Genomic DNA, 16,141 nt, shown 5'->3' on the forward strand with positions numbered 1-16,141 from the left:
GGTTCTAACCGGCGCCACCACTCACGACGCCCTACTCGGCTTGCAGTACGAAGAACAGGAAACTCGGGCTGACGCACAGCATCCGGTAGTCCTCCGGGAACAGCTTCTCCGCCTCCGGCGCCGGTTTCGGTTCGCTGAGCACGGAAATCCGGAATCCCGCCGCAGTGAACGCGTCGGTCATCGCGTGCAGCGGCCGGTTCCAGAAGCTCATCGGCGTGGTGCGGCCGTCGACCTCCCAGTCTTCGGTCCACTGGTAAGTCGCCGAGTAGTCGGTCTTGTGCCCGGCTTGGCGTTGCAGCAGATGGATCGCGAACGGATGATCGACCACCACGATCAGCCGTCCTCCGGGCCTGAGGACGCGGTGGAACTCGGCGAGCGCCGGGTCCCAATCCTCCAGATAGTGCAGCACTAGCGAGGCGACGACGTCGTCGAATGCGTTGTCGGGGTAGGGGAGCGGCTCGGCGACGTCGGCGACGCGCAAGTCCACGTCGGGCCCGAGCCGCTGGCGGGCGATCTCGAGCATGCCGCTGCTGAGGTCGAATCCGGACACTTCGGCACCGCGTTCGCGCAGTGCGACGGTCAGCGGTCCGGCGCCGCAGCCCGCGTCGAGAATGCGCCGTCCGGCCACGTCCCCGGCCAGGGCCAGTACGGCGGGCCGCTCGTAGTAGGCGTTCTGGATTTCAGTGTCCGACCAGGCGGTGTAGGTCTCCGCCAGCAGGTCGTAATCGTTGACCGCGGTGCTCTCTTCAGGAGGCATGCGGTCCACGTTGCCAGAAAATCGGCGTCCGGGTCCCGCTCCGGAGGGAGGCGTCCGCCGGGGCCGCCTGTCAGGATTGGCGGGTGCGTTTCTTCCGTCCGCTGGTCAGCGCGGTCACCTATCGACGATGGGTGTACTTGATCCTCGGTGCCGCGCTCAGCGTGCCGTATCTGCTTTTCGCGATGATCGCGATGCCCTCGCTGATGCCGTTCACCACGACGGTGGGATGGGCGAGCCTCGTCGGATTCTTGGTGACGCTCGTCGTGCTGGGCGCGACCGCGTTCCTGCCCGCGGTGCGGGTGCTGGAGGCCGCGGCGGTGCGGGAATTGCTCGGCCAGCCCGCGCCCGGACGCGGACGCCTGCGCTGCGCGGCGATGTTCGTGCTGCACGTCGTGACCGGCGCGGTCGTCGGGCTCGCGACGCTCGCGGTACCAGCAGGATTCGGGTTCGCGATCAACGCGGTCTTCACCGGTCGGCTTGTCGACACGCCGGATTTCCAGGCGACGGTTCCGCGCGGCTGGGCCTCGACGTGGCTGCCCGCGGTGTTCGTGGCGGCTTTCGTCGTGCTGATCTACGTCGTGTGGGGCCTCGGCGGGTTGCTGCGCCGCGCGGCGGCCCGGTTGCTCGGCTGGTCCGCCGCCGAACGCATCGCGCAGCTGGAACGCCGCACCGACCAGCTCGCCGAACGCACCCGGCTGGCGCGCGAACTCCACGATTCCGTCGGCCACGCGCTTTCGGTGGTCACGCTGCAAGCCGGTGCCGCGCGGCGGACGTTGCACACCGACCCCGGTTTCACCGAAGAAGCGCTCACCGCGATCGAGGAATCGGCCCGCACCGCGCTCGACGACCTCGACCACGTGCTGGGCCTGCTTCGCGACGAAGCACGCGACCGGACGCCGCACGCGGGCCTCGCCAACCTGCCCGCGCTGATCACCGTGACGCAGCAGTCCGGCACGGATTGCCGCGTCGAAGTGCAGGGCGACGTCGCGAAAGTGCCGGCGGTCGTTTCCCGCGAGGTGTACCGGATCCTGCAGGAATGCCTCACCAATGCGGTGCGGTACGCGGGGAAGGTGCCGGTCACCGTCGCGCTGGCGGTCGCGGACGGGCAGCTGCGCGCCGCGGTCGCGAACCCGCTCGGTGCGGCCCGGCCGTCGCGCGCCCGGGGCGGCCGCGGTCTGCGGGGCATGGCGGAGCGGGCGGAACTGGTGGGTGGCAAGCTGTCCGCGGGGCCGGTGGGCGAAAACTGGGAGGTCGTGGTGACGGTGCCGTGGGGGAACCGGTGAGCGTGCGAGTCCTGCTGGTGGACGACGAACGGCTGATCCGGGCCGGGCTGCGCGCGATCGTGGACAGCGAACCGGACCTGACCGTGGTCGGCGAGGCGTCCGACGGCGCGGAGGTGCCGGGACTCGTCGCGCAGCTGCGCCCGGACGTCGTGCTGATGGACGTGCGGATGCCCGCGGTGGACGGGATTCGCGCGACTGAGCATCTGCTGTCCACTATGGACGAACCGCCGAAGGTGATCGTGGTGACCACCTTCGAAAACGACGACTACGTGTACGACGCGTTGCTCGCCGGGGCGAGCGGATTCCTGCTGAAACGCGCTCGGCCGGAGGAGATCGCCGCCGGGATCCGCACGGTGCTGGCGGGGGATTCGCTGCTGTTCCCGGCGGCGATCCGGGGAATGGCCGCGCGCCGTGCGCCCGCGACGGGTTCCGCGGCCCCGCTGGACTTCCTGACCGAACGGGAACGCGACGTGCTGCGGCTGATGGCGGCCGGACTGTCCAATGGGGAGATCGCCGCGGAGCTGTATCTGGGGCTGCAGACGGTGAAAACGCACGTCGGGAATGTGCTGTCGAAGCTGGGCGCGCGGGACCGGACGCAGGCGGTGATCCGGGCTTACGAATCGGGGTTCGTCACGCCGACCGGCTGATGGCGACGTCCCGGCCGATGCCGCGCAGGACTTCGACCCGGTCGCTGCCGGGACGGGAGAGGACCCAGCTCGAACCGGGGACGGCCTTGGCGCGTTTCTTGAGCGGCGCGAGCAGCCGGGAAGCGTCCCGATAGGACGGAATGGCGCCGCTGCCGCAGACGAGGGTCGCCAGGGACACCGTGACCGGCATGCCTTCGGCGGACCAGTGCGTGTCGAGCAGTGCCGCGGCGACCGTGCCGATTTCGTCCACGTCGCACACGATCAGGAAATCGTCGCCGCCGACGTGGCTCACGCGCATTCGCGGCAGCCGCCGGGACAGGTCGGTGAGGGTTTCGCCCAGTGCCCGGATCAGGTCGTCGCCCGCGGCGAAACCGGCGTTGTCGTTGACCGATTTGAACGCGTCGACATCCAGCCACGCCGCCACGAACGGCTCTCCGCTGGCGATCCGGCGTTCGACGTCGCGGGCCGCCGCCTCGCTGCCCGGCAGCCGGGTGAGCGGGCTGAGCGTGACCGCCTCCTCGACCTTCGCCTCGGCGACGCCGCGCACGACCTCGGTCACCAGCACCACGCCGAGGCAGCGCCCGGCCGCGTCGACCACCACGACATCGTCGCCGGTGCGGCCCCAGTCGGCGTCGGTGACCAGTTCCAGGAACTCCAGCGCGCTCGCGCCCGCCTCGATCAGGTGCGGTTTGTCCGCCAGCCGGGCGGCGGACCGCTTCGCGTGCAGCGCGTGCCCGTACGGACCGGTGATGGTGACGAGGAAACGCGTCCGGTCGACTGACCACTGTGGACGGTTGTCCGCGTCGACGCCCACCACGCCGCTCGGCGCGTCGGCGGCGGCGAGCACCTCGCGGACGTCGTCGCAGGTCGCGTCCACCGGCAAGGTCGTGGCCGGGCGCAGGAAATCGCCGACGCGCGGGGCCTGCGGCGGCGCGGGCGAGCGCCGGTCCTCCGGGAGGACCGCGCCGGAAGCCGAAGCGGACCGGTGCGCGGCGGGCGGCGCGAGCAGGTTGCCCTGCGCGATCCGGACGCCGAGGCTCTGCGCCGCGTCGAGCTGCGACTCGGTTTCGATCCCGGTCGCGACCAGCCGGATGTTCGTGCGCGTCGTGTAGTGCAGCAGCGCCTCGACGACGGCCGTGGACGCCGGGTCGCCGGGCAGGCCGCGCAGCACGCTGCGGTCGAGTTTCACCAGGTCCACCGGCGACTGCGCGAGCAGCGCCAGCGGGAGGTCGCCGCGGCCGAGCCCGTCGAGGGCGAGCCGGAAGCCCAGTTCGGTGAGCGCGCGCATGCCGTCGAGCAGGCGGCCGGTCGGCAGATGCGTGAACGGCGGCCCGACCTCGAGCACCACGTCGCGGGTGCGCCGCCCGGCCGCGCCGAGTTCTGCGATCAGCTCGTCGAACGCCTCCAGCGGCGACGCGAGGGTGCGCGCGGAGAGGTTGAGGTGCAGCGGGAGCGCGCTGGGCCGCTCGGCCTCCTGGCGCACCGCGGCGGCGGCCAGCCCGAGGTCGACCTCGGTGAGCCGGCCCGCGCGGCGGGCCTCGGCGAGGAGTTCGTGCGCCGTGCCCCGGCCCGGCCGGGCCAGCGCCTCGTACGCGACGACCCCGCCGGTGTGCAAGCTGTACATCGGCTGGAAGGCGAATCGGACCGCACGCAGCGTCGTCACGGAGGCGATACTCGCACCGTTCACGGCGGTGGCGAAACCGTTGTCAGCTGATGTTCACCAGGGCGGCACTTCGGCCACCGGATCGGAGTAACAAAATGCTTTTCCGTTCCCTCGTTCGGGAGCGGGAAAAATCACCGCACGTGGTCAGCCGAGCAGCCTCCGGCGGAGGCCGGCCGGGGCCGCGCGGAACAGGTTTGCCATGGTCGCGGCGGTTCCGGGGAGGTCGGCGCGGCCCGAGGTGAACGCGCGCTGCGCCGGGACCGGGAGCGCGAAGAACAGATCGAAAAATTGCGCCGACTGGGCAGGTGACATTCCGCACAATGCACGGAGTCCGTGGCGGCGCAAGGCATGCACAGCGCGCGCGTCGGCTGGCCACAATGCCTTCCGGGCCGCACCGGCCGCGGCCGCCGGACCTGCGTCGAACGCGTCCGCGAGAGCGTCCGCGACGCGAGGCGCGAGCTGCAGCGCGGTGGCGAGGCTGTAACCGGTCGCCGGGTGCACGAGCGCGCCCGCGACCCCGAACGGCACCGCCTGGTCGCGCTTCGGCAGCGGGACGTCGAGCACGATCCGCACTCGCTCGACGCGGCCCGCGGGGCGGATTCCGGCCGCAGCGAGGTGCGCGTGCAGCCGCTGCGCGAGTTCGGGCAACGGGAGCCCCGGCTTGCGGGCCAGGGACGTCTCCTCGACGAGTACGGAGCCGTCGCCGAGAGGCAGGACGTAGCGGAAGCTGTCCGTGCCGTCGCGCCAGTCCATGAACACCGCGGTGTCGGCCGGAGCCAGTCGTTCGGCCTGATCCGCGGGCAGCACGAGCCCGTACGCGGTCTGCTCGGCGCGGGGGCCGCGGAGCTTGGGCGCGCCGGAAGCATCGACGAACACCGCCGTCGCCAGCCGCCGACCGTCGGCGAGCAGGACTGTCGACCCGTGCGGACCGTGCTTCGCGCCGGTCGCCTTGCCCGCGATGACCTGGACCGGCGGCTCGGTGAGCCATGCGCGCAGACCGGCGTTGTCGAGCACCCGGTACGCACGGTCGACGCGGTGCTCACGGGTGCCGAACGCCAGCGTGGCCGCCGGAGCCGCCGCGATCGCCTTCGCTGGCAGCTCAGGCACTTCGTCCGCCCACAGTCCGTAAGTATTCGGCCACTTTCGGTGCGGATCCGGGTCGAGCACGGCGGTTTCCAGCCCTCGCCGGGCACACGCGGCCGCCAGCGCCCGTCCGGCCGGGCCGCCGCCCGCCACCAGCACGTCGGTCATCCCGCGATCCTGCCGTACGGCCGGATACGGTGGGACACATGGACGAGACCGATCCGAGGGCAGCGCGCCGGGACCCGGAGAACGGGGCGGGCGGGTTCACCGATCTGGCGACCAGCCCGTTCCGCGTCGACCGCGACCGGATCACCGCGTCGCCGTTCTTCGCGCGGCTCGGCGGGGTCACCCAGGTGGTCAGCGCCGGCGGCGCCGGGCTGCTGCACAACCGGCTGACGCACAGCCTCAAGGTCGCGCAGGTCGCGCGCGGGATCGCGGAGCGGATCACCGGGTCGAGCGAGTCGGCCGAACTGGCCGCGAAGCTCGGCGGCTGCGATCCGGACGCGTGCGAGGCCGCGGCGCTGGCGCACGACCTCGGGCACCCGCCGTTCGGGCACCTCGGCGAGCAGATCCTGGACCGGATCGCGCGGCACCGGTTCGGCCTCGCCGACGGGTTCGAGGGCAACGCGCAGTCGTTCCGCATCATCACCACGACGGACGTGCGCGGTCCGTCCGCGATCGGCCTCGACCTGACGACCGCGGTGCGCGCCGCGGTCCTGAAGTACCCGTGGGCCCGGCTGCATTACCCGCAGCCGCATCCGACCTCGATGGCGCAGCAGCCGCGCGGAGCCGCCGAACCGGACGACGCTCCCGGCACCGGCGCGAGCAAGTTTTCCGCCTATGTCACGGAATTGGACGATTTCGAACAGGCGCGGGCCCCGTTCGCCGGCCGGATCGAGCCGTGGCAGCAGACGGTGGAAGCGTCCGTCATGGACACTGCCGACGACATCGCGTACGCGATCCACGACCTGCAGGATTTCCACCGCATCGGCGTCCTGCAACACGCCCCCGTCGCCGCCGAACTGGGGGAGTGGCTGGCGCACGCCGTCGAACTGGCCTCTTTGGACGACGCCCGGCTGACCGCGGAAATACGCCGCCCAGGCCGTTCGCTGGAGCGGATGCGCCGCCGGATGCACTTGAAGGACAGCTGGATCGTGGACGACGACGCCTTCGCCGCGGCCGTCGCCCGAGTCCAGCGCGAACTGGTCGACGGCCTGCTCGCGGACGGCTTCGACGGCTCGACCGAAGCCGAGCAAGCGACCGCCGCGTTCTCGGCGAACTGGATGGTGCGGCTGGTGGACGGGGTTTACGTCCTGCCATCGCCCCCGACGCGGTCCGGGCACGTCGCCCTCCGGCCCGCGCAATGGCACGAGGTGCAGGTGCTGAAGTTCGTCCACCGGCGGTTCGTGTTGCTGCGCCCGGATCTCGCCTTGCACCAGCGCGGCCAGGCCAGCCTGGTCACAACGCTGGTCGACGCGCTGGACGCGTGGCTGCTGGACCGCGACGAGGCGTCCCGGCTGCCGCGGCGGCTGCACGACCTGATGGAACTGGCCCGCGGCGAGTACTCGGACCTCGCCCGGACCGCGCCGGAACTGCTCGTCGGCGCGACCGGCGAGCGGATCGAAGGCGCGGACGCGGTGCGCGGGCTGGCTCGGGGACGGGCTGTCGTGGACTTCGTGGCTTCGCTGACGGACAAGCAGGCGGTGACGTTGCTGGACGCCTTGTCCGGGCGGTCGAGTCAGCCCTGGTCGGATTCTTTTGTGCTGTAAATAGGTTGCGCATTCGGCTGGCTGATCAGCACGGTAGGCAGATGCCTTTTACGATCCGGGAAGCCGGAGAGGACGATTGGCCGCGTATCTGGCCGATCGTCCGGGACGTGGTGACCGAGCAGCAGACGTTTCCCTACGACCCGGCCATGAGCGAGGCGGACGCCCGGAAGCAGTGGCTGCTGCCCGCTCCGGCGCGGGTGGTCGTCGCGGCGGACGGGGATCGGGTGCTGGGCACGGCGAACATGTATGCGAATCGGCCGGGGCCGGGCAGCCATGTCGCTTCGGGGAGTTTGATGGTGGCCCGGGACGCGCGCGGTTCGGGGGTGGGCCGGGCGCTGGTCGTCGATCTGATCGCCTGGGCTCGGCGGGCCGGGTTCGCGGCGGTGCAGTTCAACGCGGTGGTCGAGACCAATGTCGCGGCGATCCGGTTGTACGAGAGCGTGGGGTTCGTGACGTTGGGAGTGGCGCCGGGCGCGTTTCAGCATCCGGTCGAGGGACGGGTCGGGTTGCGGATCATGTGGCTGGAGCTGTGACCGGCTTCGCGGAGGTTTTCGATCTCGGCGCGCGGCTGCCGGGCCAGGTTTTCCGGGAAGTCCAAGGGGATTTCCTGTTCTGCGAGTACGACGCGGTGCTGGCTCCGGAACTCTGGCCCGCGCTTGGCGAACTGGCTCGCTGGCACGGTGACGAGCGTGTCGATCTGCTGGTGCTCGAACCTGGTGCCCAGCGGACGGTTTCGTTGCCCGCGGACGCGGGCACGGACGGTTACTGGGCGGCGATCGGGCATGAATCGGACGGTGGCTTCCTGGACTCGATCGCGGTTTCGGCGGACGTCGTCGCGGTGACGGGGCCGTCCGGGAAGTGGGGCTGCTGGGGCGAACGCGGTCCGGAGGTGGCGGTTTTCCAAGGTTTTCCGGACGCTGCGGCCCGAGACGGGTGGCGCGAGCGGTTCGGCCCGTTCCTGGACGCGGCGGGGGCTGTCGAGTCGTATGTGTGGATGGCGGTCGGCGGCCGGTTCCGGGCGAGTTCGCGGGTGCACTGGTGGCCAATTACGGCACCAGGTGAGGCGGTGATCGAGGTAGTCGACCATTCCGGAAAAGCGATCGGCCGCTACGGGCCCGTCCGCCTGGAATTGCGGCTCGATTCTTCCTCGCGAGTGGACCCGGTATCCCACGGCGCAGCACGGAGACTGGCTCCACGTCGTGCAAAACGCGTGGTTCGTTTCCGGGAAAGACGCGATGCGCTACGGCACCGGCGACCTCGTCCTCGACGGTCGGGAGCTGCCTTCGAAGGATTCGTTCTACTGCGCCCTCGGCGAGGCGGCGAACGGGCCGGGCGGCTACTTCGGCAGCAACTTGGACGCGCTCAACGACTGTCTCCGGAGCGGATCCGGTTCACCGCCCCGCTATTCGGTGCTCTGGAACGCTGCTGCGGCCTCCCGACGCGTCTTGGGCGACGCGTTCGTGGACGCGGTCGCGGAAGTCTTCCGCGATCATGGGGTCGAACTGCGCGAACGGTGAACCCGCTGTCCGGTCCGGCATCGGCAAGACAGCCGGGGCGGCAGCGGCTCGGCCGAACAGCCTACGACGTCCGGCGGGCACCGGAAATTGCCCCGCCAACGTCACCCCAACGGCCGTTTTTCCCGGACAGAAGTGGGACTTAGCTGGATCCAGCCGGTGATCACCGGCGTTGGCCAGCGTGAGTCGGGGCGCGCGGTGTGAGATCGGAGGCGCACATGCGTCGTACCCGTTCACCTGGAGCCTCGACGAAAACCGCAAGAAGACGGACGGGCGTGGTCGCCGCGGCGGTGCTCGCCGCCGGGTTGGCGACCCCGCCCCTAGCCGGAGCGCAGGAGTCTGCTGTGGACTCCGCCGCGAACAGTCAGATCGCCGCGTTGCAAGCGGTGAAAGCCGGGCAGACCGCTGCTGAGTCCAAAATAGACAGCAAGCTGCTCGTCCAGGAGAAGATGCGCACGCGGAGCCTGAGCGCGGCCGCGTTGCCGGGAATCGCGAAGACCGCGGACAAAGCACTGGTCGACATCAGGGTCACGCAGGTCAGCGACGGCCTCGTCAGCGACCTGCGCAAGGCCGGGGCCGAGGTGCGCGCGGTGTCGAGCGCGGCGGCGAGCATCCGGGCCGAGGTGCCGCTGACCGCATTGCCGGAGATCGCGAAACGCGGCGACGTGAAGCACGTCGAAACCGCGGATCAGGCGATGACGGCACGGCAGCGGGAAAACAAAGACGGCACGGAAACCAAGCAGCAGAAGGCTGATCGGATTGACCGGCAGCTCAAGGAAGCCCTCGGGACCAAGGCGCAAGTGGTCAGTGCGGGGGACCGGGCGCACAACGCGGACACGGCGCGCCAGCAGTTCGGCGTGACCGGCACCGGAGTCAAGGCGTGCGCGCTGTCCGACGGCGTCGACTCGCTGGAGGTTTCCCGCACCAAGGGCGAGCTTCCTGCCGTCGACGTCCTTGCCGGACAAGCCGGCAGCGGCGACGAGGGCACCGCGATACTGGAGATCATCCACGACCTCGCTCCGAACGCGAAGCTCGGTTTCGCGACGGCATTCACCTCCGACGCGAGTTTCGCCGACAACATCCGCAAGCTCCGTTTCGAAGCGCACTGCGACGTGATCGTCGACGACGTCATTTACTTCAAGGAATCCCCGTTCCAGGACTGGATCATCGCGCAAGCGGTGAACGACGTGACGGCCGACGGCGCGCTCTACTTCTCCTCCGCGGGCAACGAAGGCAACGTCGCCGACGGCACCGCAGCGCACTGGGAAGGCGATTTCGCCGATTCGGGCATCTCGATCGGCAAATTCGCCGGCACGGCGCACAACTTCGCCGGCGCGGCCGGAAAGCAGGTGTTCGAGCCTGTCTCGGACGCGTCGTCGGCGAACGTCCCGGTGACGCTGCATTGGTCGGACCCGATCGGCGCGGCTGCCGACGACTACGACCTCTACCTCCTCGACGCGCGCGGCAACGTCGTGAGCTTCAGCCAGGACGTCCAGAACGGCACGCAAGATCCGTACGAGCAGCTGGCCACTCCGTTGTTCGGCGGCACCGGGTTGCGGCTCGCCGTGGTGAAGTTCTCCGGGGCCGCCCGGTATCTCTCGCTGACGGCGTTCGGCAGCCGGTTCCGCGACTCGGCGGACGGGCTCAAGGCGTACTCCACGCCGGGCGCGGTCGTGGGCCACGCAGCGGCGCGCAAGGCGTTCGCGGTCGCCGCGGCACCGGCGGAGGCGGCGTTCGGCCGTCCTCTCGAACCGGGCGACCCGGCGAACCCGACCGGCCCGTACCCGGCGGCGTATTCGGCTGCCAGCAAGGCAGAACGGTTCAGCTCGGACGGTCCGCGGCGCGTGTTCTACGAAGCCAACGGAACGCCGATCACGCCCGGCGACGTGTCGTCGACCGGCGGAGAAGTACGGCAGAAGCCGGAAATCACCGCGGCGGACGGCGTGCACACGTCGGTGAGCGGATTCGACCCGTTCTTCGGCACCTCGGCCGCCGCACCGCACGCGGCGGCGATCGCGAGCCTGGTGCTGTCCGGCAACCCCGGACTGTCCTCTTCGGACATCCGTGAGGCGTTCCTGAAGACGGCGGTGGACATCGAAGCGCCAGGCACGGACAACCTCACCGGTGCCGGTGTGCTGCTGGCGGACAAGGTTCTGACGTACACCGGAGCCAGCCCGCAGCCGTACGCGGAGGCGGGACAGCCGACAGTTCGCGGGTCCAACGGCGGCAGCACGCTCAACCCCGGCGACACCGCGACCGTCACGCTGCCGGTGAAGAACAACGGCGACGGCACGGCGGTGTCCACGAGCGTCGTGCTCACCTCGCCCACGCCGGGCGTCACGATCGCGCCTCGGGCGAAGTCGTACGGAACGATCAGTCCCGGGCAGACCGGAATCAACGACTTCACCGTCACGGTTCCGGCAAGCCAGCAGCTCGGCTCGCCGGTGGTGCTCAATGCGAGGGTGACTTTCGCGGGCTCGTACTCGCCGCGCACCAGCACGTTCGCGCTGCCGGTCGGCACGCCGTCGCCGGTCGCGCAGACGTTCGCCTACGCCGGTCCGGCGGTCGCGATTCCGGACAACTCGCAGCTCGGCGCGTCGGTTCCGCTCGTGGTGAGCGGTGTCGGACCGGCGTCGAAGGTGTCGCTGTCGATCGACGGCAGCACCTGCACCGCGGCGGAAAAGGCGACCACGGTCGGCATCGACCACACCTACGTCAACGACCTGGTCGGCACGCTGACCTCGCCGTCCGGGGCGACGGCGACGCTGTTCCAGAAGGGCGGCGGCAGCGGCAACAACCTCTGCCAGGTGGTGTTCGACGATTCCGCGGCGAAGCTGTTCAGCACGACCGGGTCCGCGGACGCTCCGTTCACCGGCACCTACCGCCCGGTCGCGCCGCAGAGCCAGCCGGGCACGTCGGCGGACGGGACGTGGACGCTCAAGGTGACCGACACCACCGGTGGTGACACCGGTTCGATCCGCAGCGTTTCGCTGCACGTCAACGGGTACGTGGCCGCCGGGCATCCGGCGGACGTGCACAAGACGGTGACCACGGGGCCGGTCCGGCCTCAGCTCGCCTGAGCAGATGCGGGGCCGTCGCGATGCGCGGCGGCCCCGTACCGTTTCCGGTATGGCACGGCAGGTCGCAGGCGGCGGACGGGCGGTGGTGGTCCCGCCGGAACGGCTCGACGGCTGGTTCGCGCGCTTCGCCCAACGCAACGACGGCGTGCGCACCACGGTCCTCACTGCGACAGAAGTGCTTGTCTCCGCCGGAAACGGCACTACGGCCACCGCGACCGTCCCCTTTGGACCATTGCCAGAACAGGGCGAATACCCCGGCCTGGCCGTCGAACCGTTGCTCCGGCACGTGCGGACACCACGACTGATCGCGCTGCTGCTGGTCCGGAAAGGCGGACACTCGCTCGGACTCGCTCACGACGGCCGCGTGGTCCTCTCTCGAACCGACCGGCATCACGTGCAGGGCCGGACCGCTGCGGGAGGCTGGTCGCAGCAACGCTTCGCGCGCCGTCGCGAAGGCCAGACTCGAGCCGCGCTGCAATCGGCCGCGCAAGACGCGTACGAGGTTCTGCTGCCTCGACTGTCCGAAGTGGACGCTGTAGTGCTCGGCGGAGACCGCCGGGCACTGGGCGAACTGCGCGCCGACCGACGGCTCGCCGCACTGTTCGACCGGGCCGAGCCGCGAGTGCTGGAGATCCCCGAACCCCGCCGCGAAGTGCTGGCCGAAGCCGCGCAGCGGGCGCGTGCGGTGGACCTGGTGGTGCGCGACCCGGCCGCGGGCCGCGAGTGAATCCGGACACGGCCGCGAAAACCGTTCGACGCCGACCCGTACACTGGGTTCGTGGTCAACAGGGCATTGGTGCGGATTCAGAGAGAGTAGCCGCCCGCCCCGCATCGCACGCGGTGCCGGGGCGCTCCAGCACGTCCATCTGACCCCCCCGTCTCCGGGAGTTCTCTTGATCACGGCCACTGGCCTCGAGCTGCGCGCCGGTTCGCGCATTCTGCTCGACGGCGCCACCCTCCGCATCCAGTCCGGCGACCGCATCGGCCTCGTCGGCCGCAACGGCGCGGGCAAGACCACCTCGCTGAAGGTCCTCGCGGGCGAGGGCGAACCGCACGCGGGCGACGTCCGCCGCAGCGGCGAACTCGGCTACCTGCCGCAGGACCCGCGCGAGGGCGACCTGTCGGTCACCGCCAAGGACCGCGTGCTGTCCGCGCGCGGGCTCGACACCCTGCTGCGCGACATGGAAAAGGCGCAGACCTCGATGTCCGAGCTGGTCGACGACAAGCAGCGGGACAAGGCGATCAACCGCTACGCGCGGCTGGAGGAGCGGTTCTCCTCGCTCGGCGGGTACGCCGCGGAGAGCGAGGCCGCGCGGATCTGCTCGAACCTCGGCCTCGCCGACCGCATCCTCGCCCAGACGCTCAGCACGCTGTCCGGCGGTCAGCGCCGCCGCGTCGAGCTGGCCCGGATCCTGTTCGCCGCCGCCGAGGCGGGAGCCGGCGGAAAATCCGAGACGATCCTGCTGCTGGACGAGCCGACCAACCACCTCGACGCCGACTCGATCAACTGGCTGCGCGGCTTCCTCAAACAGCACGACGGCGGGCTCGTGGTGATCAGCCACGACGTCGAACTGCTCGGCGACGTCGTGAACAAGGTGTGGTTCCTCGACGCCACCCGCGGCGAGATCGACATCTACAACATGAGCTGGCAGCGCTACCTCGACGCGCGCGCCACCGACGAGAAGCGCCGCCGCCGCGAGCGCGCGAACGCCGAGAAGAAGGCGTCCGCGCTGCAGGCACAGGCGGCGAAGCTCGGCGCGAAGGCGACCAAGGCCGTCGCCGCGAAGAACATGGCCCGGCGCGCGGAGCAGATGCTGTCCGCGCTCGACGAGACGCGCCAGGCGGACAAGGTCGCCCGGATCAAGTTCCCGGAACCGGCCCCGTGCGGGCGCACGCCGCTGACCGCCGACGGATTGTCCAAGTCGTACGGCTCGCTCGAGATCTTCACCGGCGTCGATCTGGCGATCGACCGCGGCTCGAAGGTCGTGGTGCTCGGATTGAACGGAGCCGGAAAGACGACATTGCTCCGGCTGCTCGGCGGAATGGAAACGCCGGACACCGGATCCGTCCAACCGGGTCACGGATTGCGTTTGGGCTATTACGCACAGGAACACGAAACTCTCGACCACGAAGCGTCGGTGTGGGAAAACATCCGCCATCTCGCGCCGGACACCGGCGCGCAGGAGCTGCGGAACCTGCTCGGCTCGTTCCTCTTCACCGGCGAACAGCTCGATCAGCCCGCCGGCACGCTGTCCGGCGGCGAGAAGACCCGGCTCGCACTCGCTGGACTCGTGTCCAGCCAAGCCAATGTGCTGCTGCTGGACGAACCGACGAACAACCTGGATCCGGCCAGCCGCGCGCAGGTGCTCGACGCGCTGCGCAGCTTCGCCGGCGCGGTCGTGCTGGTGACGCACGACCCGGGCGCGGTCGAGGCGCTCGAACCCGAGCGCGTGATCCTGCTTCCGGACGGAACCGAGGACCACTGGTCCGCGGATTATCTTGAACTTGTCCAGCTTGCCTGACCCAGTGCGTCCGTTCGGGTGCTTACCGTGTCGGCGAAAGCACTGGAATGGCCCAATGTGATCGCGGTTTCGATCGTTTTACGGCTGTCGTCTGGCAATCCGGCGCGTAGTGTTCGATCATTGCCCCGGCAGGGGCCGTGAATGGCCCGGAACAACCACTCGGCGGGAAGGCGATCGACGTGGCTGATCTCAAGAAAGGCGCGCGGATCACCGGCAACACGCGCGACAAGCTGGCCGCTGACCTGAAGAAGAAATACGAGAAGGGCTCGAGCATCCGGGCTCTGGCCGAATCCACCGGACGGTCCTACGGGTTCGTCCACCGGGTGCTGTCGGAGTCCGGGGTCCAGTTGCGGGGGCGCGGCGGGGCCACTCGAGTCAAGAAGAAGTAGCGTCAGCGCGGCCGCTGCGCGGGGGGCGCACGGTCGAACCGGTTGTCCGGAAGGTCAGCGCGGCTCCGAGGAGTACCAGCGGGTACACGAGGTAGCCGTACCGGGTGGCCGGGGTAAGCAGGATCAACGCGCCGAGTCCGACGGCGGTTCGCGTCAGTGCAGCGGATCCCGTCGCGGGGGGCCGGCGTGCCAGCCAGATCAGCATCGCCACAGCCGCAAGACCCACCAGCACCAGGGAAATCGCGGTGCCGGCCGGTCCGGTCTGCGCGATCAGATGCCCGGGCAGCGGGCTCGCCGCGGGGGAGCGGACCGCGCCCATGCCGAGCGGGAAGCGGATCACGTGCTCGGTGAACGCCTCCGGGTTCGCCAGATACACCGGCAGATGCAGCGCGATCGTCGCCGCGGCCAGCGCGGCCGCGAAGCGACCTGTTGCCGCCCAAGGATTTTCGCCGCGAGCACGCCGGTAAACGAATACCGCGAGCACCGCGGCGGCCGGTGCGACGATGAGTTTCGCGCTGATCACCAGCGCCAGCACGAACCCAGTCCATCCTGGACGGCCGGACGCGGCGAGCGCGAAGGTCAGCACGAGCAGGCCGACGATCGCGAGGTCTGGACCGGCCACGGCCCAGGTCAACGCGGTCAGCGGACAGGCGATCGCGAGCTGTGCGGCGAAAACCGGGATCCGGGGCCGGTTCAGCAGCCGCCAGGAGGCGTACGCGCAGATCACCGCGGCGAGCGCGAACATCCAGCGCGCGTCGGTCAGTGCGTCGAGGACCGGATTGCCGCCGAACAAGGCGCGCGGCAAGCCGAAAACGGTCATCACCGGGCCGTACGGCGTGTAGTCGTTCACTTCCGGTGCGCGGTTGAGCGCGGAGAGGTCGAGGTACGGGGTTCCGTTCCGCAGCAACAGATCCGCGCTGCGTTCGATCACCCACACCTCGGGCTGCGCGGCCCACGAGAACGGGGTGATCAGCCAGTCCGTTCCGGTCAGCCGCCGGATCACCAGCATCAGCAGCGGCGCGCACATCGCGAGTACGACAACCGCGCCGATTCCGATCCAGCGCGAACCGAATTTGCCGTTAGTTTGCATTCCGCGCCGTGCGGAAATCGTCAGCCAGGCACTGTGCGCGGCCGCCAATCCGTATCCGGCGACGGCGAAATTGCCCCAGATCCGGTAGCCGTAGAACTCCGAAGCGAGCGCGGTGCCGAGCGCGAAGGCGAAGCAGCCGAGATAAAAGACGAGATCCCAGGCGACGACGCGCACGGGATGAGCCGCCTCGCCGCGCGCAGGGGCCATCAGCAGTTGCACCCGCGTTTCCTCCCCGGTTCGCCGACCCCGAAACGCCAGGCTACCGAGCCGGGCCGCCCCGTCCGTGCCCCGCCCTGGCAGACGGTCCGTGAAGGGCTCCTTGAGGGAATCAGATTCCCTCAAGG

General features: G+C 70.1%; 14 protein-coding genes. 9 read left to right on the forward strand and 5 right to left on the reverse strand.

The window, feature by feature from the left end; translation table 11 throughout:
- Positions 1 to 31 precede the first annotated feature (31 nt).
- Entirely contained in the window at positions 32 to 757 is a 726-nt protein-coding gene (locus tag ACWGIC_RS41585) for a class I SAM-dependent methyltransferase (protein ID WP_452081456.1), read from the reverse strand.
- Positions 758 to 840: 83 nt separating this feature from the next.
- Between ACWGIC_RS41585 and ACWGIC_RS41590 the strand changes: the two genes are divergently transcribed.
- Entirely contained in the window at positions 841 to 2,040 is a 1,200-nt protein-coding gene (locus tag ACWGIC_RS41590) for a sensor histidine kinase (RefSeq protein WP_452081457.1), read from the forward strand.
- Positions 2,037 to 2,687 (forward strand): response regulator, encoded by a 651-nt coding sequence (locus ACWGIC_RS41595; protein WP_452081458.1) that lies wholly within the window; start codon positions 2,037 to 2,039, stop codon positions 2,685 to 2,687. Before ACWGIC_RS41590 ends, ACWGIC_RS41595 begins: the two co-directional genes overlap by 4 nt.
- Here the strand turns inward: ACWGIC_RS41595 and ACWGIC_RS41600 are convergent.
- The gene (locus ACWGIC_RS41600) at positions 2,671 to 4,350 is read right to left on the reverse strand and encodes an EAL domain-containing protein (protein ID WP_452081459.1); all 1,680 of its coding nucleotides are present in this window, start codon (positions 4,348 to 4,350) and stop codon (positions 2,671 to 2,673) included. The genes ACWGIC_RS41595 and ACWGIC_RS41600 overlap by 17 nt on opposite strands.
- Positions 4,351 to 4,494: 144 nt before the next feature.
- Positions 4,495 to 5,601 carry a lycopene cyclase family protein gene (locus ACWGIC_RS41605; RefSeq protein WP_452081460.1) on the reverse strand — a complete coding sequence of 369 codons (1,107 nt, stop codon included), beginning with the start codon at positions 5,599 to 5,601 and terminating at the stop codon, positions 4,495 to 4,497.
- 38 nt (positions 5,602 to 5,639) lie between these two features.
- On the opposite strand from ACWGIC_RS41605, the gene ACWGIC_RS41610 reads away from it, so the two are divergent.
- Positions 5,640 to 7,202, forward strand: coding sequence for a deoxyguanosinetriphosphate triphosphohydrolase family protein (locus ACWGIC_RS41610; protein ID WP_452081461.1), 1,563 nt, complete (start codon positions 5,640 to 5,642; stop codon positions 7,200 to 7,202).
- Positions 7,203 to 7,243: 41 nt separating this feature from the next.
- Complete coding sequence (locus ACWGIC_RS41615; protein ID WP_452081462.1) at positions 7,244 to 7,735, forward strand: N-acetyltransferase family protein; 492 nt, start codon at positions 7,244 to 7,246, stop codon at positions 7,733 to 7,735.
- Here ACWGIC_RS41615 and ACWGIC_RS41620 read toward each other — a convergent pair.
- Positions 7,681 to 7,986: a hypothetical protein gene (locus tag ACWGIC_RS41620; protein WP_452081463.1), complete on the reverse strand. Its 306-nt coding sequence runs from the start codon at positions 7,984 to 7,986 to the stop codon at positions 7,681 to 7,683. The two genes, ACWGIC_RS41615 and ACWGIC_RS41620, sit on opposite strands and share 55 nt — an antisense overlap.
- A gap of 415 nt (positions 7,987 to 8,401) precedes the next feature.
- On the opposite strand from ACWGIC_RS41620, the gene ACWGIC_RS41625 reads away from it, so the two are divergent.
- From ACWGIC_RS41625 to ACWGIC_RS41645, 5 genes are all read left to right on the forward strand, one after another.
- Positions 8,402 to 8,719 carry a barstar family protein gene (locus tag ACWGIC_RS41625; protein ID WP_452081464.1) on the forward strand — a complete coding sequence of 106 codons (318 nt, stop codon included), beginning with the start codon at positions 8,402 to 8,404 and terminating at the stop codon, positions 8,717 to 8,719.
- A gap of 215 nt (positions 8,720 to 8,934) precedes the next feature.
- Complete coding sequence (locus ACWGIC_RS41630; protein ID WP_452081465.1) at positions 8,935 to 11,796, forward strand: S8 family serine peptidase; 2,862 nt, start codon at positions 8,935 to 8,937, stop codon at positions 11,794 to 11,796.
- A 49-nt stretch (positions 11,797 to 11,845) separates the two neighbouring features.
- A complete protein-coding gene (locus ACWGIC_RS41635; protein WP_452081466.1) occupies positions 11,846 to 12,523 on the forward strand; it encodes an acVLRF1 family peptidyl-tRNA hydrolase in 678 nt (225 codons plus the stop codon).
- A 166-nt stretch (positions 12,524 to 12,689) separates the two neighbouring features.
- Complete coding sequence (locus tag ACWGIC_RS41640) at positions 12,690 to 14,318, forward strand: ABC-F family ATP-binding cassette domain-containing protein (RefSeq protein ID WP_452081467.1); 1,629 nt, start codon at positions 12,690 to 12,692, stop codon at positions 14,316 to 14,318.
- 179 nt (positions 14,319 to 14,497) lie between these two features.
- A complete protein-coding gene (locus ACWGIC_RS41645; RefSeq protein ID WP_003071237.1) occupies positions 14,498 to 14,707 on the forward strand; it encodes a helix-turn-helix domain-containing protein in 210 nt (69 codons plus the stop codon).
- On the opposite strand, the gene ACWGIC_RS41650 is transcribed toward ACWGIC_RS41645, so the two are convergent.
- Positions 14,694 to 16,004 carry a glycosyltransferase 87 family protein gene (locus ACWGIC_RS41650; protein ID WP_452081468.1) on the reverse strand — a complete coding sequence of 437 codons (1,311 nt, stop codon included), beginning with the start codon at positions 16,002 to 16,004 and terminating at the stop codon, positions 14,694 to 14,696. The genes ACWGIC_RS41645 and ACWGIC_RS41650 overlap by 14 nt on opposite strands.
- Between the last annotated feature and the right edge of the window lie 137 nt (positions 16,005 to 16,141).

It is taken from the genome of Amycolatopsis sp. NPDC054798, from assembly GCF_053611505.1.

Excerpts from the sequence above, each read along its gene's own strand:
- ACWGIC_RS41650 (WP_452081468.1), bottom strand. The coding sequence starts at position 16,004 with ATGGCCCCTGCGCGCGGCGAGGCGGCTCATCCCGTGCGCGTCGTCGCC.
- ACWGIC_RS41605 (WP_452081460.1), bottom strand. The coding sequence starts at position 5,601 with ATGACCGACGTGCTGGTGGCGGGCGGCGGCCCGGCCGGACGGGCGCTG.
- ACWGIC_RS41630 (WP_452081465.1), top strand. The coding sequence starts at position 8,935 with ATGCGTCGTACCCGTTCACCTGGAGCCTCGACGAAAACCGCAAGAAGA.
- ACWGIC_RS41620 (WP_452081463.1), bottom strand. The coding sequence starts at position 7,986 with ATGCCCGATCGCCGCCCAGTAACCGTCCGTGCCCGCGTCCGCGGGCAA.
- ACWGIC_RS41635 (WP_452081466.1), top strand. The coding sequence starts at position 11,846 with ATGGCACGGCAGGTCGCAGGCGGCGGACGGGCGGTGGTGGTCCCGCCG.
- ACWGIC_RS41615 (WP_452081462.1), top strand. The coding sequence starts at position 7,244 with ATGCCTTTTACGATCCGGGAAGCCGGAGAGGACGATTGGCCGCGTATC.
- ACWGIC_RS41610 (WP_452081461.1), top strand. The coding sequence starts at position 5,640 with ATGGACGAGACCGATCCGAGGGCAGCGCGCCGGGACCCGGAGAACGGG.
- ACWGIC_RS41585 (WP_452081456.1), bottom strand. The coding sequence starts at position 757 with ATGCCTCCTGAAGAGAGCACCGCGGTCAACGATTACGACCTGCTGGCG.